We start from the raw sequence: 18944 nt of genomic DNA, 5'->3' as shown, positions 1-18944 counted from the left end.
GCGCGCTAAGGGCCGCCGTGAGGTGGTGAAACCGCAGGTCAGCGTTGTGAGGTGGCCCACACGTCGGTTACCGAGTGGAAAACACCACACAGTCGTGCAGGCAGCCTTTCGCGGACCCCGGAATGTTCGGGTCGGCGTTGCGGTGCAACAGCGCTCGGGTCGGCACCACCCGAAGCTCAGCGGTGTCGCCAGCGGAGTCGGTTGTCTCGGCCACTTCGGCCCGGCCGTCGACGATCAGCGAATAGCCACCAGGCTCGCTCGGCGGCCACAACAGTGTGACGGCGCTGCGGCTTTCGACGTTCTTGCGGGTGCGGCCGCCGATCAGCCCGACGTCCATGACCTGCCCGCGCAGCTGCGGTTCGACAGTCACGGTGTGCACGCGGTAGTCGTCATCGACCGTGACGAGATACGCAAACCGGTAGTCGTTTAATGCGGCAGCAAGGCGTTTGAAGTCGACTTTCTTCACGGACTTCGTGCTCATCCTTCAAAGCCTATGTGTAGCCGGACCGCGATCCGGGGTATTGCTCAGGTGAAGACGGCAAGGAGGATGGCGAGAATCGTGGTGCGTCGGCTGCGGCGCCGGTGGGTCCCGTTGGCAGTCAGTGTTATTGCGGCTGCGGGCTGCACGGCGCCGGGGACAGCAGTGGAGACCACACCCGAGCTCAGCGTGATGACGGCCGGTGCGACGCTGCGTGATCCGGTGTGGTCGTATCGCAGCGACGCCCTGGTGGGGCTCACCGACGATGGCCGAGTCGCCGAAATCACCGACTTGCTGCGGGCCGGCCACGCCACGACCCGGCTGTCGCCGCCGATGGCGGTGGGGCGGAACCTACAGATCAGCCGGAAAGACGACCAGCACATCTTTGTGCCGGAGCCGCAACGCGGCAAGGTCGCGGTGATCGACCTCGCTACTCTGCGGCAGGTCGATGAGTTCGACGCCGGACCCGCGCCCGCCTACCTCTCCGAAGATAGCGGAATGCGGGTCTTGCTTGCCCTGTCGGCAGACGGATCGTCGGTGACTCCGGTCGACGAATACGGGTTCCGGAAACTGCCGACGGCCAAGATCACCGGCGATCCCGCGGACGTGATCGACGGCGCCAACCGTGGGCGCGAGATCGAGTACCACGTCTGTGGGCCATCGGGAATCCGCTACTACAAAGGACCCTCGTCGCCACCCGCGGAGGTTGGATCACTGGCCATGGACGTCGCGTCGTCGGCAGGTGATGGCACCGCGGTGACGCGCAGTTATGTGGCACGCAGTGACGACGACATGCTCTATGTCGTCGACTTGCGGCGTAGCGGGGAGGGCTTGAGGGTGCGGGCCGCGACCCAGTTGCCGTCGCCGATCCGGCGGATCGGCACCGACGACACCCGCATCTACGCGGCCACCGACCGGGAGGTGGCGGTGCTGGAGACGAACAGCTTCATGCGCTTCGAGCAGGACACGATCCCGGTGCTGCGGATCGCCAATTACCGAACAGCTCTTCCTGAATCGCAACGGTCGGCGCCGCTGTCGGGCATGGCCCTCGGGCCGCACCGGGTGTATCTCACTTTCGCAGGGACACCGTTAGTGGTGAGTGTCGCCAAACCGCACCTGTGACAAGACGAATGGGGGACCATGGGTGTCGACATGGACGATAACCCTGCGCCGATCTCCATCGACGATGATGTTGAGTGGCTTACCGAACAGATCCAGGCGCTCAGACAGCTTGGCCAGAAAGACGAAGTGACCGACGGCGAGAAGTACGACTTCAGCATCAGATGGGGTACCGCGCTTGCCGGGCGGCTGCCGCGGCTGGTGCATTACAGTTCACGCGGTCTGCTCGACGAGGCCGATGAGCGTCGGTTCCAAGCGCTGTGTGACGAGCTGCGGGAACTATCCGACTTGATCGATCGAATCGAGCTTGCTCAGCCCGTGTTCAGGGAGCCGAGGCCAGCCAAGTCGCGGCGCGGGCTGCCGTTTCGCCGCGGCTGAGAAAGTCCTTCTCGCGCAGCCTGATTGCGGTGCGTTGCCCACACTCCGGGTTGCGGCACGTCAACGCGACCAGGTAGGCGTCGTCGTCCTCGTCGAGAAACAGAAAACCGAGGTAAAGGGCATGGCCGACCTCGAAATCGGTTCCGCCGCAGCTCTCGCAGTGCCCGCCTTTCGCGGCGACTTGCGCGACCACGCGGTCCCGGTCGACCGGAATCAGGCTGATCAGCTCAGGGCGCACAGGCGCGGTCATATCTCCACGTCCTTGGCGTAGTAGACATTGTCCTCGCGCCAACCGCCCGCGCCCTTGCCGATGCCGGAGTAGTCGTTGATGAACTCAATCTGGTTGATCCACTTGGCCATCTTGAATCCGACTTGAGTCTCCACCCGCAGCCGCAACGGGGCACCGTGTTTGATCGGCAACGGCTTGCCGTTCATCTCATAAGCCAGGATCGTCTGCGGCTTGTAGGCGAGTTCGAGGTCCATCACCTCGTAAAATTGGCCTCCGCCATGCGAACTGGGCTCGTCGCGGTCGTTGTCCTGCATGGTCATCGAGCAGATGTACTTCGCTTCCGGTAGTGGCCGCACCAGTTCAACCAGCGTGCTGAGGTGCAGGCCGCTCCATTCACCGATGCTCGTCCAGCCCTGCACGCAGTTGTGCATGACCCGCTGCGTTTCCGGATCGGCCAACGCGCTCAACGCGGCCAAATCCAACGTCACCGGATTTTCGACCAATCCGCCGACCCGCAGCCGCCAGTCGACAAAGTTGTGCACCGCCATCACCTTGTACTCGGCCGAGCAAGGGGGCTTGCCGTTAACGCGGTGCTGCGCAGTCAGTTTCCGTTCGGAATAATTCTGCCGTGATTCCAACGGCCGCAACAGAATCGACCGAGCGAGGCCGACCACGGCGTCCAGCCTGCGCTGAACCGAACGAGGGTTGCGCAGGCTCCATAATGTCGCCGCGACATGTATGGCGATGATCGTCGCGATGATCAGCAGCGACAGGGCGGTTGCCCAGTAGGTGTTGCGAATCGAGCCGAAGATCATCGCGGCGGTGAGGTGACCCCAGCCCCAGAAGAACACCATCGAGAGATGGATGGCGATGAAGCCCACGAAGGTGACCAGACCCAGGAAATGCAGACTGCGGGCCCATTGCCGTCCACCCCACATCCGGACGTACCACGGGAACCTGGCCTCGATCGCCGGAGATTGGGCTGCCCCGGTAAGGATTTGGAATGGCGCCAACCCAAAGACGACGCCGGCATAGGCCAGCTTCTGCATGGCGTCCAGCGGTTCGCCCGGCAGCAACGGCGGCAGGTTGAACGTCATATACGTGACGATGTCGTTCCAGGCTTCGGGGAAGATCGCCCACGATGCGGGCCAGTAGCGATGCCATTGCCCGGTCGCGAAGAGCAGGATGTAGTAGGACAGTCCCACCAAAATCCAGCCGATCACCGCAAAGAAATGCCAGTGCCGGCCGAGGCCCAACTGCGCGTGGCCCGGCAACGAGATGAACGGGCTGTAGTCCTCCTCCTCATCGAGGGTGTCGTACAGCTTGTTCTTCGGCATGACCTTGCGGGTGAAGCGCGCCCACTCACTTCCGGGTCTGCTGTCGTCATTCCAGTACAACTTCGGATGGGTAGCGAGGATCTCGATCCCACTGCGAATGACCAACGTCACGAACAGCACGTTGAGCCAGTGGTCGACTCGTAGCCACAGCGGATAATCGAACGTAGTCATCGCCGAATGCCCGTCAGTCGAACCATGGCTGCCGTTGCGGATACGCCACGTTGATGCCCAGCAGCACCGACATATGAACGGCGATGAAGCCCAACGCAAACGCGCCGGCGAACGTGCCGGGGGCGAAATCCCACCGGCCAGTCACCGCCACCAGCCCGGGCAACGCCGTCGCTCGGCTGGCCAGGTACAAACCCAGGAAGACGACCGAAACCAGATCACCAAAGAACCAGCCTAATTGCGGCACACGGGGATTGCGGCCCAGCCACAGGGAGGCGGCAGTCAACAGACAGCAAGCTTCCAGGATCGCGGTGTAGACGAAGAAGTATATTGGCAACGCCGGCTGGCTAGTCAGCACGTAAACATGCACCGCGGCGATTCCGATCAGCAGCGCTGCGCCCAGCATGGTGACCGTTCGGGGCAAATTGAATGCGACATAGCCTTTCAGGCGAAGCCACTCATATAGCCGGCTGCGCTTCCACCTTTCGATGAAAGCATTCACGGCCGCCGCGTACCCACCGGCGTTACTCGGCAAACGCTTTCGGGGTTTCGACAATCACAGTGGTGGCCTTGACAACCGCTACCGCGAGACTGCCGGGCTCAAGTTCCAATTCCTTTGCGGCCTCGGTGCTCATCAGGGATACGACGGTGTGCGGACCACATTGCATCTCGACTTGGGTCATCACCTTGTCGCTGACCACGTTGGTGACCAAACCGACAAAGCGGTTCCGCGCTGAGCTGCCGGTGCCGAGCGGGTTCGGCGGCAACGGTCGTGCGTTCTTGCGCCAAAACTCGGCCAAGACCCGCCCGGTGATCACCTTGCGGCCGGCGTCGTCTTGGCTTGCCGACAAAGCGCCGTTGTCGATCCATCGCCGGACAGTGTCGTCGCTGACCCCTAGCAGCTCGGCTGCCTGACGGATGCGCATCGTTGGCACAAATAGATGCTAGATGACGCCATGACCTGCAGGAAAGCGTCGCGTGATGCCGGCTTCGTCGGGGCGATGGATAATAGCTTCGTTGTTCGCGACCAGATTCGGATGGTGCCATGACGATCACGACGCTCGGTGTGCCTTTGGTGCGACGTCGCTTCGTTGACCCGGCAACCCAGCCCCCGTCCACCGGCCCGTTGATCGACAGCTACGGGCGAATCGCGACCGATTTGCGGGTGTCGTTGACCGACCGCTGCAATCTGCGCTGCACCTACTGCATGCCCGCCGAGGGTCTGCCGTGGTCGGCTGCCGAGCAGCTGCTGCAGCCCGACGAGATTCTCCGGCTGGTGCGAATCGGCGTGTCCCGGCTGGGCATAACCAAGGTGCGGTTCACCGGTGGAGAACCGTTGCTGGCCAAGCATCTTGACGAAGTTGTCGCTGCAACCGCCGCACTGCGGCCGCGCCCGGAGCTCGCGCTGACCACCAACGGCGTTTTGTTGGCCAAGCGTGCTGACAAGTTGGCGCGGGCCGGCTTGGACCGGGTGAACGTGTCGCTGGACAGCATGGATTACGTCCGCTTCGCGGCGATCACCCGCCGCGACCGGCTGGCCGATGTGCTGGCTGGCCTGGCCGCCGCCGACGCAGCGGGTCTGCGACCGGTAAAGGTGAATGCTGTGCTGGACCCGCGGACCGGGCTCGACGATGCGGTGTCGCTGGTGCGGTTCTGCCTCGACCATGACTACCAGTTACGGATCATCGAGCAGATGCCGCTCGATGCCGGACACCAATGGCGTCGTGAGGCCACGGTGACCGCAGACCAAGTGCTCGCGCAGCTGCGACGTCATTCGTTTGCGCTGAAACCCGATCGGGCGCCGCGGGGTTCGGCGCCGGCCGAGCTGTGGCGGATCACCGATCCCGCGACGGGACGCACCGGAAAAGTCGGCGTCATCGCCTCGGTGACGCATCCCTTCTGCGCGACCTGTGACCGCACCCGGTTGACCGCCGACGGGCAGCTGCGTAGCTGCCTGTTCGCCATCGAGGAGACCGACCTGCGGCGGCTGCTGCGCGCCGGCGCCGACGACGGCGCGATCGAGGCGGCGTGGCGGACGGCGATGTGGGGCAAACCGGCCGGCCATGGCATCGACGACCCAGACTTCGTCCAGCCGGCGCGGCCGATGAGCGCGATTGGTGGCTGAGGTGCCGGGTCAGACCATCACCGTGCGGTATTTCGCGGCCGCCCGCGCCGCGGCAGGATCCGATTCCGAGCAGCTGAGCGTGCGTTCCGGTGCCACCGTTAGCGAGCTTGTCGACCGCCTGGGCGACCGCAGCCAAGAACTCGCGCGGGTATTGTCCCGGTGCTCGTATCTGTGCGACGGCGTGGCGGTGCGGGATCAGGCTCAGCCGCTGCAGGCGGGCAACACGGTCGACGTCCTGCCGCCGTTTGCCGGAGGCTGACCGAGGGCCGTTAAGCCGAGCCCACCCACTCGTCGGTTCCGTCGGCGAAGAACTGGCGCTTCCACACCGGTAGCCGCGCCTTGATGGCGTCCACCAGCTCTGCGCAGGCGGCGAATGCCGCTTGGCGATGGTCGGCGGCGACCGCGGCTACCAGCGCCGCCTCGCCGATCTGCAGGACGCCGATCCGGTGGCTGGCGGCAACGGCCCGCGTCCCGGGGGATTGCGCGGCGACGTCGGCCACCACCTCGGCCAGGACGTCGGCGGCCGACGGGTGCGCGGAATATTCGAGCTTCAGCACGTGACGCCCGCCGTCGTGGTCGCGAATCATGCCGACGAACCCCACGACCGCTCCGGCGGCCTGATGGCTCACCAGTTCCTCGTGTTCGGCAAGCGAAATCGGCTGATCCGTCAGCGCGGCGCGAACCACCAGACATCCCACGGAGACCAACTATATTTACTGACGCCATGCGGTCGGTCGAGGAGCATCAACGCGTTGTCGCCGGGCTGATCACTGCCCGGCGGGCCAGCACCGCCGAACTGCCCGACGCCGAGGGCCGGGTGCTGTCCGACGACGTGACCGCGGCGGTGGCGCTGCCGGTTTTCGACAACTCCGCGATGGACGGCTACGCTGTGCGTGCCGACGAAATAGCATCAGCGGCCTCGGCGACGTCCGATCAGCCCGTGAAACTGCCTGTGGCCGAGGATATTCCGGCTGGCCGGACCGACATGCCGACACTGCGGCCGGGTACCGCGCATCGCATCATGACTGGCGCGCCGATCCCGGCCGGCGCGACGGCGGTAGTGCCGGTCGAGGCCACCGATGGGCGGACCGATGTCGTGGCTATCAACGCACCCAGTGCCGAGGGGAAGCACATCCGCCGCGCCGGTGAGGATGTCGCCGCCGGCAGCACGGTATTGCGGGCCGGGCAGCCGGTCACCCCCGCGGTGATCGGGCTGGCCGCGGCGCTGGGAGTGTCCCAGCTACCAGTGATCCCGCGTCAACGGGTGCTAGTGATTTCCACCGGATCAGAGCTCGTGACGCCGGGTACGCCGCTGCGGCCAGGGCAAATATACGAATCCAATGCGGTCATGCTGGCCGCCGCCGTCCGCGCCGCCGATGCCGAGGTGGTCGCCACCGCGATCGCCACCGATGACGTCGCGCAATTCACCGCGCTGCTGGACCGATACGCCGCCCAGTCCGATCTGATCATCACCAGCGGCGGCGTCAGCGCGGGTGCCTACGAGGTCGTCAAGGACGCCTTCGGCCGAGCCGGTGATCAGGGCGTGGAGTTCGTCAAGGTGGCGATGCAGCCCGGCATGCCGCAGGGCGCCGGCCGGGTCGCCGGCACGCCCATCGTCACCCTGCCCGGTAACCCGGTCAGTGCGCTGGTGTCGTTTGAGGTGTTCATCCGGCCAGCCCTGCGCTCGGCGATGGGGTTGCCCGATCCGCATCGGCCGCTGCTATCCGCGGTGCTGACCGAGTCGTTGACCTCACCGCCCGGCAAACGCCAGTTTCGCCGCGGGATCTTCGACCCGGCCGGCACCGCCGTGAGCCACGGCCCGCCGGGGTCACACCATCTGGGGTGGCTGGCGTCGGCGAATTGCCTGTTGGACATCCCGGCGGATGCCACCGAGATTCCGGCCGGCTCCGCGGTGCAGATCTGGGACCTGCGCTAGTTACCTGTCAGAATGGGACGCGTGGCTGATGCGGGTCCGCTCTCGCACATCGACGATCAGGGCGCGGCCCACATGGTCGACGTCACCGCGAAGGCCGCCACCAAGCGCACCGCGGTTGCCGCGGGCTCGTTGCGGACTTCCGCGCAAGTCGTGGAGCTGATCGCGGCGGGCGGGCTGCCGAAGGGCGATGCCCTGGCCACTGCGCGGGTCGCCGGCATTCTGGCCGCTAAGCGCACCAGCGACCTGATTCCGCTCTGCCATCAGTTGGCATTGACCGGCGTCGACGTTGATTTCAGCGTCGGTGCGACCGATATCGACATCACCGCGACCGTGCACAGCACCGATCGCACCGGGGTGGAGATGGAGGCGCTGACCGCGGTGAGTGTGGCGGCGTTGACGCTTTACGACATGATCAAAGCGGTGGACCCGGCTGCACGCATCGACGACATTCGGGTGTTGCGAAAGGACGGCGGCCGCCACGGAACATGGCAGCGGTGATGGCAGACCGATCCGCCCGCGTCATCATCGCCTCGACCCGGGCGTCAGCCGGGGTCTACGAGGATCGGTGCGGCCCGATGATCTCCGAATGGCTTGCGCAGCATGGATTTTCGATGGTGCAACGGACTGTCGTGGGTGACGGCGCGCCGGTGGGCAAGGCGCTACGTGACGCCGTCGCCAACGGCGTCGACGTGGTGATCACCTCCGGTGGCACCGGCATCTCGCCGAGCGACGACACCCCCGCCCAAACCGCGGCGGTGCTCGACTACGAAATTCCCGGGCTGGCCGACGCGATCCGCCGTTCTGGTCTACCGAAGGTGCCAACCTCGGTGCTGTCCCGCGGCGTATGCGGGGTGGCGGGGCGGACCTTGGTGGTCAACCTGCCGGGTTCGCCGGGCGGGGTGCGCGACGGACTTCGGGTGCTCGCCGACGTGCTGGACCATGCGCTGGACCAACTCGCCGGCAAAGACCATCCGCGATGAGTCAATGCCCGGCCCGCCGGGTCTGAATCCAGCGGGCCACCCACCAAATCACAAGTGCGCCAACGAGCGCGACGGCGAGGTTGCTGAGAAATCCGGTGATGCCGACCGCAAGGGCCAGCGCCCAGTGCCAGGGTCCGCGTAGATCTTTCAGCAGCGTGATGTGCAGCAAGCCGGCGACCGTCAACAGACCTGCCAGGATCGGCACCGGGAACCCGGCTAGCGCAGCGGTCAGCGCCGCTCCGGTCGCGAGCGCGAGCGTGATCAGCAGGCTGCCCAACATGACCGGTGCGCCGCCGCTGCGGGCACCGAAGCTGCGATGCGCTGTCATGCCGCCGGCGCCGTGGCACACCGGCATGCCGCTGATCGCGCCGGCGAACAGGTTGGCCAGGCCAAGAGTGATGGCCAACCGGCCTGGGCGCACCCGCTCGGCCGCAGCGCCAAAGTAAGCGCGGGCCGTATCCGCGGTGGCCAGACACGAGTTGGCGAACGACAACGGAAACTGCGGCAGCACCAATGCGATTGCTGCGGCGGAGAACGCGGTCCAGCTCAGGTGTGGGGTGTGCACCGCCGACGGGCCGAAGCGCAACGAGCCGTGGAAGGTCAGCACCATCGCCGCCACGGCAATCACTAGGAAGACCAGTGTGATTTGGCGGCGCCGCAACAACAGCGCCACGGCGATGACCACCACGGTGGCGCACGCCAGCCACCAGATCGAGTGCCGGTGGTCGGTGAACGATTTCGGCGTCGCGGACACCAGTTTCCACGCTAGCTGACAAAACAGCAGTCCGACCGAGAGCTGAATTCCCCGAATAATAGGCTGCGGGAACACTTTCGAGACCCAATCCAATAGGCCCGACGCCCCGAGCGTCACAAAGATCATGCCCATCAGCAGGGCGCCTGCGGCGATGTCGTCGGCGCCGAAACCGTGCGCGATCGCGATCGCCCCGAATGCCTTCAGCGGCTGCACGGGCACCGGAAGCCGATACACCAGGCCGGCCACTACGTACAGCAGCCCGGCCGGCAACAGCACCGCCGTCGGCGTCAAGCCGTTCTTCACGATCAGTGCCACCGCGATCGGCACCAGCACCCCGAGATCGCCTACCGCCCCGGCTAACTCCGCTCGGTCGAACCGAAACGAGCTTCCATCCGCCTTCGGCAGCTGATCGACAGCGGTCATCGGAACTCCGCGATCACCTTGGCGACGGTCTCGGCATGTTGTTCCTGCACGGTGACGGATGTCAGCCCGTAGCTTTCCCGGTAGCCGCGCAAGGTATCGGCGATGTCGCGGGGCGATCCGCTCAGCACGGCCGGCAGCGCCAGCAACTGCTCGTCGGACAGATGGGGCGCATACCTGCGGGTCATCGACAGGTCGGGTTTCCCGGAATTATCTGACGGCACTGCGGTGATCGCGAGGTTCAATTCGAGGTCGGCAAACCGGTCGCCGGCGGCGGCGCGGACGAACTCGACACGTTCGGCGAGCGCGTCGTCGACCCCGCGGTCGTTGGCACCCGTCAGGCCGATGATGTCGGCATGCTGGGCGGCCACCGTCAACAAACGATTTCCGTTGCCGGCGATCAGGATCGGCACGTTGGGTAGGTGCTCTTTCAGGTAAGTGGTGACGTGCTCGAGGTAGTCGACGCGTTGCCCGGCGCTCGGGTACGGCAGCTCGGCAGCCTCGAATTCCTCCCGCACGTAGCCCGCACCGAGGCCGAGTTCGAGGCGGCCGTCGCTGAGGTCATTGACAGCGGCGGCGTCACGAGCCAACAAGGCGGGCTTGTAGAAGCACGCATTGAGCACGTAGGTCCCCAGCCGCACGGTCGAGGTGGCCGCCGCGATCGCGGTCAGCACCGGAAACGGTGCCGGCGCACCGAGGTGGTCGGGCAGATGAATGCCGTCGAATCCGAAATCCTCCATCCGCTTGGCCTTGTCGCGCAGTGCAGCACTCGACTTGGCGCTGTGGATGCCGATCGAAAAACGAAAGGTGCGCGATGTCTCCTGCGCCATCAGCCAACTCCGATCGAGTAGTTATTCACAAACGCAATTTCCAGGAGCGTGCGGCGGCTGCAAGGCCTTGCACCAGAGCAGAAGTCACCGGCGACAATCCGTCGTCGCCGGGTAGTGGGCTGCGTGGGCTGATGCCCCTGACCCGGCTCGGCAATTCCAGTTGGGTGCCGCCATCGCGTGTCCGATTGACCGGGTTGTGCCGATGCAGCCCACGGAGCTCGAGCGGGATCTTGTCGATGTCGGTGACGACCTGATAGCCGGGTAGGTCGAGGTGGCCGGCCACGTGCGCGGCCAGCACGCGGTTCCCGCCGCCGGCCAACAGCTGCGTGCCGCGCCCGATCCGCCCATATCCGTGCAGCGAGATCGTGATGTCGACGTGGTCCAGGAACTCCGCGAGTCGGGTCGATTGGTCAGGGCGAAAGCGAGCCGACGACAAGTGATGTGGATAGCGGTCGGGATGCCGCACCAGATACACCGACGCGTCGGCGGCGTCGGCGGCGCGTTCGGCGATCACGTCGGTCATCTCCTCCAGGCCGCCGCCGTGAATGGCAAGAAAACCGAAGCGTGACCGCAATCGGCTGACCTCGATCACCCCGGCCTCGGCTAGCAGTTCGGAAAGCGACTGGGGCGCAGGCGTTGTGGGCCGCGACCGTGGGCGAGGCCAGCGAGCGGGATCCCATCGGCGTAAAAAGTCGATCCAGCGCTGCGGCAACCCGTGATGCACTGCTCCATCGATGATGCGTTCCAGGTAGCCCGGTCGCGGCGGACCGGGATGCACCCGGTGGTCGATGTACACCCAGGCATCTGACGGCCCGTCGTCGCTGTGCACCCTCAGCTGGTCGCGCCGATAGCGCCGCGGTACGCCCTCGGCGCTGTCCAAGGCGGCCAGGTCGTGATCGGAAAGCTGCCAGACGACTCCGTGCACTTCCACGCCGTGGAACGGCTCGACGGTGGCCACGCCGCGCTGATTGATCAGCCAGTCGTGGTTGGCCAACACCGCCCGCCGGGGATTGCCGGCGTCGGGGCAACGTTGCGCCATTTGCCGCACGCACAGGTTAGACCCGTACGCGAAGTAGGTATGGCGTCGCGCCGTCACGATCTCGATGTTAGCGGGGCGAAGTAGCTGGCCGACGTAGGCGCGATTACTCATCGCTGCCGCTGGTCATGATGTTCAATGGGGCCTTGACCGAGGATCGTTTCGACCAGTTGACTCAGCGGTTGGCAACCGCCCCGCTGTCTCGGCGCGGGGTGATCGGCGTGATCGCCGGCGTATTCGCCGGGGCAGTGGCGTCCACGTCGCTCGGCACCGAACGAGGCTGGGCGCAGCCGGGGCAGCTGCCGCAGCAGATCTACGTCCTTCGTCACGCCGAGAAACCGCCCGCGCCGCTACCGGGCCAATCCGAGTTATCGTCAGGACCCCCTTTCGGGGTCGACGTCGACGGGAATCGCAACGCATATTCGTTGTCCCCGGAGGGATGGCAACGATCCGGCGCATTGACCGCGTTGTTCAGCCCCGCGGTCGCGCCGAAGGTGGGGCTGCGCACCCCCACAGCGTTGTACGCAACCGCCTACGGGGATGCGGCCGTGACGAAGAATCACCGGCCTTACCAGACCATCCTCGGTCTCAGCCGGCGGCTCGGCCTGTCCATTCAGTCGCCCGATCCGCTGGGTCAAGAAGCCGCGTTCGCCGACGCGGTGCTATCCAGCGGCGCCGAGGTGGTGTTGATCTGCTATGAACACCACCGCATCCCGGCGCTCGTGCAGAGCTTCCCCACCGTCGACGGCACCGCCATACCCGCCGCGTGGCCAGACGACCGATACGACGTCATCTGGACGTTTGCGTTGAACCCTGACGGGGGACACTACGTGTTCAGTCAAGTGCCCCAACAACTCTTGGACGGCGACAGCGACACGGTGATCTGATCGGGCAATGACCGCAAGGTTAATTCCGGCGCGTCACGCTGTTGGTGTTGCCTATTCGGTGTAAGGATCACGCAATGAGCGCTTCGGTAGATGACAGCACGCGGGACCGGCACACCATCGAACGGGAACTGCGACTGCTGGCGAGCGTTCGTAGCGCGTACCGCCAGCGGGGCGGAGCGCTGCCGCCGGTAACTCAGATGGACGCGCTGTTGGACGAACTTCTGGAGTTGGGCGCACCGGTAGCGCCGAAAGCCAAGGCCAACCGCCCTGTGCCGAGCCGCTCACGGTGAGCTAGATCAGCACCGTCCGGGAGCTGACCGTCGTGCGAAGCACGCTGCATCAGGTCAGACCCCTAGCCCGTTATGCGGGTTGGATTTCGACCGGGTCGTCGGGGTTGAAGTAACGCTCTGTTCCGTCGGTGAACTTTACCGTGACCACTTCGGGTAGCAGACTGCCTTCGTGGGGGTGCAATTCAGAGACAGCCCTTGTTTTGACCTGCTTCCAGGCATCGTCGCCTTCACCGTGCTCGCGGAATCGGTAGCCGGGGATGCGGTTGGTGAGGTCAACCGCCCGCATGCGGAGAACTCGGCGCGGTGGCGTGGGCATACTTTCCGATTCTGCCAGCTGGAGCCCTGAGTTCGTGCACCCTGTTTATGCTCAGCCAGCCACAGTGAGGTAGATCAGCACCGTATTGAGCAGGCTGATCAGCACACCGACCACCCAGCCAATAGCGCTCGTGATGCGGTGATTGGCGTCATCTCCCATCAGCGCCCGGTCGCCAGTCAGTCGTACCAACGGAAGCACCGCGAACGGAATGCCGAACGACAGCACGACTTGCGACAGCACCAACGTGCGGGTCGGGTTGACACCCAGCGCCAGAATCAGCAGCGCGGGCATCAGCGTCACCAGTCGACGCACCAGCATCGGAATCGACCGGTAGAGCAACCCCTGCATGATCATCGCGCCGGCATATGCGCCCACCGATGCCGATGCCAAACCCGAAACCAGTAATCCGATTGCGAAGAACACCGCGACGGTTGGGCTCACGGTGTCGTGCACCGCGGTGTAAGCGCCTTCGATGGAACCGGTGCGGCCGCGCTCCCGCATGTTAAGCGCAGCGATCAGCAGCATGGCGGCGTTCACTGCGCCGGCCACCACCATCGCCAGCCCGACGTCCAACCGGGTGACGCGCAGTAGCCGACGCCGGTCCGGCCCCGGCTCGGGATGGCCGTGCCGGTCGCGGGCCAACCCGGAATGCAGATACACCGCATGCGGCATCACCGTCGCGCCCAGGATGGCGGCGGCCAGTAGCACGCTTTCCTTCCCATGGAATCGCGGCACCAGCCCGCCGATGACCTCACTGGGCGGCGGTGTTGCGACAAAGAAACTGGCCGTGAAGCCGATCGCGATCACCAGCAGCAATCCGGTGATGACACGTTCGAACAATTGCTGGCCGCGCTGGTCCTGGATTCTCAGTAGCAGCAGCGATACCACCCCGGTGATTACCCCGCCGATCAGCAGCGGCAGGTGGAACAGGATGCGCAGCGCGATCGCCCCACCGACCACCTCGGCGACGTCGGTGGCCATCGCGACGATCTCGGCCTGCGCCCAATAAGCCAGTCGGGCGCGCCGGCTCAGCTGGGCACCGACTGCTTCCGGCAGCGAGCGCCCGGTAACCAGCCCGAGCTTCGCCGACAGGTACTGCACCATGCCGGCCATCACGTTGGCGAGGACGACGACCCACAGCAGTAAGAAGCCGAACTGCGCGCCGGCGCTGACGTTGGCCGCCACATTGCCCGGGTCGACATAGGCGATCGCGGCGACGAACGCGGGGCCGAGCAGATACCAGCCAGTTTTGGGCCGGGCACCGGTCTCCTGCGTCACCTAACCTACTTTCATCCGGCGAATAAGAAAGTTAGGTTAGCCGAAACATCTAGCCCGCGGTGTAGAGGCCGCGGCCGGTGACCAGCGGCAGGTCCAGCGTGGTCCGGATTCCCGCCGGAGCGGCCACCACGGCGGGGATGGCGTTGACGACGCGCATCGCGGTGGCCACCAGGCCGGCGTGATTGTGGTCGCCGTTGGGGCTGCTCAAGCAGACGTCGATGCCGTACGACGGTTCGCCGGTGATCTCGATCCGGTAGGAGCCACCGGCCTGAGCCGGCTGTGGCCAGTCCGGGCATAGGTCGTCGCGCAGCCGGGTGACATGTTCCAGGACGACGACGGGATCGCCGTCGACCAGTCCGAGCACCTCGAACCGCAGCGCGGCGGCGCTGCCCTTGGGGATATGCCCGGAGGCGATATCGAAGTCCTCGGGTGCCGGTTCGCGTACGTACATCTCTTCGACCGCGTCGAGTTCGAGACCCAGCCCGGCGCCGAGTTGGCGCACGACCGATCCCCAGGCCAGGCTCAGCACCCCCGGTTGCAGCAGCATCGGGATCTCGTCGATCGGTTTGCCGAACCCCATCACGTCGAACATGACCGTCGCGCTGTCGTAGGTGGCGTAGTCGACGATCTCCATGCAGCGGATCTGCTGGATGTTCTGGCAGGTGCCCGCCAGTGCAAGCGGCAGCAAATCGTTGGCAAACCCGGGATCGATGCCGTTGACGAACAGGCTCGAATTACCATCCCGCGCAGCATCTTCGATCGGCGTGAGTAGTTCGGGCGGAAGCACGTTCCACGGATACTGCAAGAAGACCGCGCTGCTGCCGACGACGTTCACTCCGGCGGCCAGGATGCGCCGGTAATCGTCGAGAGCGTCGGGCAACCGGTTGTCGGCCATCGCGGTGTAGACGGCGCACTGCGGCTTGGTGGCGAGTACCGCGTCCAAGTCGGTAGTCGCGGTGATGCCGGTCGAGTCTTTAAGTCCGGCAAGCTCTCCGGCGTCCTTACCCGCTTTGGATTCCGACGACACCCACACCCCGGTGAGCTCGAACTCTGGATTGGTAATCAGTGCTTTTAGCGCATGGGCGCCGACGTTGCCGGTGCCGATCTGGGCGACGCGAATGGCCATGGTCATAGTTCCGCTCACAGGTCCGGGATCGGTAGGTCGAGGTTGGGGAAGGTGATGCCGCCGTCGACTTCGAGCACCTTGCCGGTCAGGTAGGCACCCGCGGGTGAGGCCAAATATACTGCGGCGGCAGCGATCTCGTCAGGCTCACCGAGGCGGCGCATTGGTGTCACTTTTTCCATCGGCGTACGCAGCTCGTCATTGGAGGCGACGATGTCCAGCGCCGAGGTGGCGATCGACCCCGGCGCGATGGCGTTGACCCGAATCCGCGGGCACAGGTCCAGCGCGGCCAGCCGGGTGTAGTGCGCGAGTGCGGCCTTGGCGGTGCCGTAGGCGGCGAAACCGCGGCCGGCCACCCGTCCCATCGTCGAGGTGATGTTGATGATGCTGCCGCCGCCGGAGTGCTCGAGCATCAGCGGCGCCGCGGCGGTGGTCAAGGCGTGGGCGGTTGCGACGTTGAAGGTGAACGCGGCCTTGAGATCCTGCGTCGACGTGCTCAACAGCGCGTTGGGCATGGTGCCGCCGACGTTGTTGACCACGATGTCCAGCCGTCCGAATGCTTCGACGGCCTGGCCGGCCAACTCCGCGGTCACTTCGGGGTGGGCCAGGTCCGCGGCGACGATGTGGGCCCGGCGTCCGGCAGCGCGGACCTGGTCGGCAACGGCCTCTAGTTCGGATTGGGTGCGTGAGGCAATGACTACGTCGGCGCCGACGTCCGCGAAAGCCAGCGCGATGGCCGCGCCGAGGCCGCGGCCGCCGCCGGTGACAACGGCGACCTTGTCGTCGAGTCGGAATTTGTCCAGGATCACGGGCGCCACCGTAACACCATTTCTGGAACACGTTCTAGTTTTCTTTGCCGGTCCGTTGTTTGTCGGGAGGCGGTGATAGAATCGAATGTATGTTCGAGTCAATGGAGTTGTCGACGACTAACGAGTCGACTGCCCTGCTCGAACGAGCGTGCATAGCGACGCGGATCGAAGCGCAGGCCACGGCGCAGCGGCTGAACGCGGTCGCCGACCTGATGCGGCTGCGGCATCGCCAGTACGGCGATTGCGCGGAGTGGGTCGCCGACCTGTGGGACGCGATGGCCGCCGAACTGGCCGCAGTCCTGCGGATCAGCCGCGCGCTGGCGTCGAGCCACATGCGTGATGCCGAAATCATGCGAGAGCGGCTGCCCAAAGTGGGGGAATGTCTTGCCGCCGGGGACATTAATTACGCGATGTTCAGCGTGATCGCCTATCGTACGGCGCTGATCACCGACGAGAAGGCGCTGGCTGCGGTCGATGCGCAGTTGGCGGGGCGCGCCCCGCGCTGGCCGTCGCTCACTCGCGGCAATCTGGCGATGCGGGTTGATGCCATTGTCGCCGAGGTCGATCGTGACGCGGTCCGCCGGACGAATAAAGAACTCAAAGGCCGCTACCTGAACGTGTCCGAGTTGGTGCCCGGTATCGCCGAGGTGTACGGCAACGTGTTCGCCAGCACCGGCCGGGCGCTGGACCGCCGCTTAGATGAGCTGGCGGGCACGGTGTGCGAGGCAGATCCCCGGACGAAGGCGCAGCGGCGCGCCGATGCGTTGGGCGCCTTGGTCGCCGGTGCCGAACGGCTGATGTGCACCTGCGGGGATTCGGACTGCGTGGAGACCCGGGGCCGCATGCGGAACCGCAATGTGGTGATCCATGTGGTCGCCGAGCAGGCCAGCGTCGACGGCAATGGGACGACGCCGGGGTATATGGCCGGCGCAGACGGGCTGATTCCACCCGAGGTGGTCGCTGAATTGGCCAAGTCGGCCACGCTGCAGCCACTGATCGTTCCGGTTGCCGCCGAGTCGCGCTACATCCCGTCGGCCAAACTGGCCGAGTTTGTCCGGTGCCGGGATTTGACCTGCCGGGCCCCAGGTTGCGATCAGCCTCCGGTGTATTGCGATATCGACAGAGAGCACGGGGGTGCGTCACTGCCGGTGGCGGTCTGACTCTGACCTCGACTGACGCCGACTGGTTGTCCTTGTGTGGATTTGTCGGCCGTCGCTGGGAGTGGCGCGCGACGTCACCGACGCGACGGCTGTGACCTCATAGGAGCTTGCGCTACAAGCACCCATCTCTGTCCTGTCCAACCGCCGACGCCGGTGTCGCCACCCATCCACCGCAATAGAGGACGGCAGGTACAGCATGACAACACATTCGGGGTCTCGTCACGTCGTGATCGGCGTCGATACCCACAAACTCTCCCATCACGGCGCAGCGCTGGACGCTGAGACCGGAAAACTGCTCGACGAACGTGAGTTTCCCGCAACCTCGACCGGTTACCGGCAGCTGCTGTCCTGGGCGCGTGCGCTCGGCACCCTGGTCAAGGCCGGGCTGGAGGGAACCGGGTCCTACGGGGCTGGCCTGCAACGGTTTCTGCAGGCTCACGATGTGACGGTGATCGAGGTATCCCGGCCCAATCGCCAAGATCGGCGCCGGCGCGGCAAGTCCGACCCGATCGATGCGATCAATGCCGCCCGCGCGGTGCTCAGCGAAGCTGCGCTGGCCATGCCCAAGAATCGCCAGGGGTATGTCGAATCGGTGCGTGAGATCCGGGCGACCCGTCGCAGTGCGGTCAAGGCGCGCAGGGCTGCACTGCATCAGATCCATGGACTGCTGTGGTGCGCTCCCGACGGCTTGCGCGCGAAGTTGTCCAGCTACGACCGGGCGGCCCTGGTGGCGCGCTGCGCCCGACTGCGCATCCCAGCCAACGGCGCCATCGACGATCCCACGGTCACGGCCCGCAGGATGCTGCGCCGACTAGCCAAACGGATTCAGATGATCGATGAGGAGATCGCCGAAGCCAATCGTGAGCTCGAGGCCATACTGGCCGAGCGTGCGCCAAACCTGTTGGCGATTAGCGGTGTTGGAACCGAGGCAGCCGGGCAGGTGCTCACCACGGCAGGTCAGAACATCGAACGGCTGAAGTCCGAGGCATCCCTGGCGCGGCTGTGCGGCGTGGCCCCCATACCGGCCAGCAGCGGCAACACCACCCGCCACCGCCTGCACCGCGGCGGCGACCGAGACGCCAACAGCTCCATACATCTGATCGTCGTCAACAGGCTGCGCTGGCACGAACCCACCAAGGTCTACCTGACCCGCCGAACCCAAGAAGGCAAGACCAAGAAGGAGATCATCCGCTGCCTTAAACGGGCCGTGGTCCGCGAGCTCTACCGAGCACTCCAAGCCGACCTAAACCCAACAACGCAGGCACTTGACGCTGCATAGGAGCATCCACAC

General features: G+C 65.5%; 24 protein-coding genes. 11 read left to right on the top strand and 13 right to left on the bottom strand.

The window, feature by feature from the left end; all coding sequences use genetic code 11:
* Positions 1-67 precede the first annotated feature (67 nt).
* Positions 68-481 carry a pyridoxamine 5'-phosphate oxidase family protein gene (locus WAN71_RS05665; RefSeq protein WP_422224395.1) on the bottom strand — a complete coding sequence of 138 codons (414 nt, stop codon included), beginning with the start codon at positions 479-481 and terminating at the stop codon, positions 68-70.
* Positions 482-547: 66 nt separating this feature from the next.
* On the opposite strand from WAN71_RS05665, the gene WAN71_RS05660 reads away from it, so the two are divergent.
* Both WAN71_RS05660 and WAN71_RS05655 read left to right on the top strand, forming a co-directional pair.
* Positions 548-1600 carry a hypothetical protein gene (locus WAN71_RS05660; protein WP_422224394.1) on the top strand — a complete coding sequence of 351 codons (1053 nt, stop codon included), beginning with the start codon at positions 548-550 and terminating at the stop codon, positions 1598-1600.
* A 30-nt stretch (positions 1601-1630) separates the two neighbouring features.
* A complete protein-coding gene (locus WAN71_RS05655; RefSeq protein ID WP_422224393.1) occupies positions 1631-1975 on the top strand; it encodes a hypothetical protein in 345 nt (114 codons plus the stop codon).
* Here the strand turns inward: WAN71_RS05655 and WAN71_RS05650 are convergent.
* The 4 genes from WAN71_RS05650 to WAN71_RS05635 are packed head-to-tail and all read right to left on the bottom strand — an operon-like array spanning position 1920 to position 4644.
* A complete protein-coding gene (locus WAN71_RS05650) occupies positions 1920-2225 on the bottom strand; it encodes a hypothetical protein (RefSeq protein ID WP_422224392.1) in 306 nt (101 codons plus the stop codon). The genes WAN71_RS05655 and WAN71_RS05650 overlap by 56 nt on opposite strands.
* Positions 2222-3712 (bottom strand): molybdopterin-dependent oxidoreductase, encoded by a 1491-nt coding sequence (locus WAN71_RS05645; protein ID WP_422224391.1) that lies wholly within the window; start codon positions 3710-3712, stop codon positions 2222-2224. Before WAN71_RS05645 ends, WAN71_RS05650 begins: the two co-directional genes overlap by 4 nt.
* 13 nt (positions 3713-3725) lie before the next feature.
* Positions 3726-4211 carry an oxidoreductase gene (locus tag WAN71_RS05640; protein ID WP_422224390.1) on the bottom strand — a complete coding sequence of 162 codons (486 nt, stop codon included), beginning with the start codon at positions 4209-4211 and terminating at the stop codon, positions 3726-3728.
* Positions 4212-4233: 22 nt separating this feature from the next.
* Positions 4234-4644, bottom strand: coding sequence for a TOBE domain-containing protein (locus tag WAN71_RS05635; RefSeq protein ID WP_422224389.1), 411 nt, complete (start codon positions 4642-4644; stop codon positions 4234-4236).
* 110 nt (positions 4645-4754) lie between these two features.
* On the opposite strand from WAN71_RS05635, the gene moaA reads away from it, so the two are divergent.
* Together moaA and WAN71_RS05625 are read left to right on the top strand one after the other, a co-directional pair.
* Positions 4755-5834 (top strand): GTP 3',8-cyclase MoaA, encoded by a 1080-nt coding sequence (gene moaA / locus WAN71_RS05630; RefSeq protein WP_422224388.1) that lies wholly within the window; start codon positions 4755-4757, stop codon positions 5832-5834.
* Entirely contained in the window at positions 5827-6093 is a 267-nt protein-coding gene (locus WAN71_RS05625; protein WP_422224387.1) for a MoaD/ThiS family protein, read from the top strand. Before moaA ends, WAN71_RS05625 begins: the two co-directional genes overlap by 8 nt.
* A 10-nt stretch (positions 6094-6103) precedes the next feature.
* On the opposite strand, the gene WAN71_RS05620 is transcribed toward WAN71_RS05625, so the two are convergent.
* Positions 6104-6523, bottom strand: a complete 420-nt coding sequence (locus WAN71_RS05620) for a molybdenum cofactor biosynthesis protein MoaE (RefSeq protein WP_422224397.1) — start codon at positions 6521-6523, stop codon at positions 6104-6106.
* Between the two features lie 35 nt (positions 6524-6558).
* On the opposite strand from WAN71_RS05620, the gene glp reads away from it, so the two are divergent.
* Genes glp through WAN71_RS05605 form a run of 3 tightly spaced genes read left to right on the top strand, consistent with a single transcriptional unit; the run spans position 6559 to position 8750 of the window.
* Positions 6559-7770, top strand: a complete 1212-nt coding sequence (glp, locus tag WAN71_RS05615; RefSeq protein WP_422224386.1) for a gephyrin-like molybdotransferase Glp — start codon at positions 6559-6561, stop codon at positions 7768-7770.
* Positions 7771-7782: 12 nt separating this feature from the next.
* Entirely contained in the window at positions 7783-8268 is a 486-nt protein-coding gene (gene moaC / locus WAN71_RS05610; protein ID WP_422224385.1) for a cyclic pyranopterin monophosphate synthase MoaC, read from the top strand.
* Complete coding sequence (locus tag WAN71_RS05605) at positions 8268-8750, top strand: MogA/MoaB family molybdenum cofactor biosynthesis protein (RefSeq protein ID WP_422224384.1); 483 nt, start codon at positions 8268-8270, stop codon at positions 8748-8750. Before moaC ends, WAN71_RS05605 begins: the two co-directional genes overlap by 1 nt.
* Position 8751: 1 nt before the next feature.
* Here WAN71_RS05605 and WAN71_RS05600 read toward each other — a convergent pair whose 3' ends face one another.
* Genes WAN71_RS05600 through WAN71_RS05590 form a run of 3 tightly spaced genes read right to left on the bottom strand, consistent with a single transcriptional unit; the run spans position 8752 to position 11904 of the window.
* Positions 8752-9927, bottom strand: coding sequence for a putative sulfate/molybdate transporter (locus WAN71_RS05600; protein WP_422224383.1), 1176 nt, complete (start codon positions 9925-9927; stop codon positions 8752-8754).
* Positions 9924-10754 (bottom strand): LLM class F420-dependent oxidoreductase, encoded by an 831-nt coding sequence (locus WAN71_RS05595; RefSeq protein ID WP_422224382.1) that lies wholly within the window; start codon positions 10752-10754, stop codon positions 9924-9926. The genes WAN71_RS05600 and WAN71_RS05595 overlap by 4 nt, the downstream gene beginning before the upstream one ends.
* 25 nt (positions 10755-10779) lie before the next feature.
* On the bottom strand, positions 10780-11904 hold the full coding sequence (locus WAN71_RS05590; RefSeq protein WP_422224381.1) for a poly-gamma-glutamate hydrolase family protein: 1125 nt from the start codon (positions 11902-11904) through the stop codon (positions 10780-10782).
* A gap of 32 nt (positions 11905-11936) precedes the next feature.
* Between WAN71_RS05590 and WAN71_RS05585 the strand changes: the two genes are divergently transcribed.
* Positions 11937-12677, top strand: coding sequence for a hypothetical protein (locus tag WAN71_RS05585; RefSeq protein WP_422224380.1), 741 nt, complete (start codon positions 11937-11939; stop codon positions 12675-12677).
* A gap of 74 nt (positions 12678-12751) precedes the next feature.
* On the top strand, positions 12752-12967 hold the full coding sequence (locus WAN71_RS05580) for a hypothetical protein (protein WP_422224379.1): 216 nt from the start codon (positions 12752-12754) through the stop codon (positions 12965-12967).
* Positions 12968-13037: 70 nt separating this feature from the next.
* On the opposite strand, the gene WAN71_RS05575 is transcribed toward WAN71_RS05580, so the two are convergent.
* Genes WAN71_RS05575 through WAN71_RS05560 form a run of 4 tightly spaced genes read right to left on the bottom strand, consistent with a single transcriptional unit; the run spans position 13038 to position 16493 of the window.
* On the bottom strand, positions 13038-13283 hold the full coding sequence (locus WAN71_RS05575; RefSeq protein ID WP_422224378.1) for a hypothetical protein: 246 nt from the start codon (positions 13281-13283) through the stop codon (positions 13038-13040).
* 51 nt (positions 13284-13334) lie between these two features.
* Entirely contained in the window at positions 13335-14561 is a 1227-nt protein-coding gene (locus WAN71_RS05570; RefSeq protein WP_422224377.1) for an Nramp family divalent metal transporter, read from the bottom strand.
* A 49-nt stretch (positions 14562-14610) separates the two neighbouring features.
* Complete coding sequence (locus WAN71_RS05565) at positions 14611-15687, bottom strand: diacylglycerol kinase (RefSeq protein WP_422224376.1); 1077 nt, start codon at positions 15685-15687, stop codon at positions 14611-14613.
* Positions 15688-15701: 14 nt separating this feature from the next.
* Positions 15702-16493, bottom strand: a complete 792-nt coding sequence (locus WAN71_RS05560) for an SDR family oxidoreductase (RefSeq protein WP_422224396.1) — start codon at positions 16491-16493, stop codon at positions 15702-15704.
* Between the two features lie 89 nt (positions 16494-16582).
* On the opposite strand from WAN71_RS05560, the gene WAN71_RS05555 reads away from it, so the two are divergent.
* Positions 16583-17653 (top strand): 13E12 repeat family protein, encoded by a 1071-nt coding sequence (locus tag WAN71_RS05555; protein WP_422224375.1) that lies wholly within the window; start codon positions 16583-16585, stop codon positions 17651-17653.
* Between the two features lie 196 nt (positions 17654-17849).
* Entirely contained in the window at positions 17850-18932 is a 1083-nt protein-coding gene (locus WAN71_RS05550) for an IS110 family transposase (RefSeq protein ID WP_422224374.1), read from the top strand.
* The last annotated feature ends 12 nt before the right edge of the window (positions 18933-18944 follow it).

Source organism: Mycobacterium sp. (assembly GCF_049280035.1).
Lineage (GTDB): Bacteria > Actinomycetota > Actinomycetes > Mycobacteriales > Mycobacteriaceae > Mycobacterium.
Note: the sequence above shows the minus strand (reverse complement) of the source record. Positions and strands in the feature narration are given on the sequence as shown.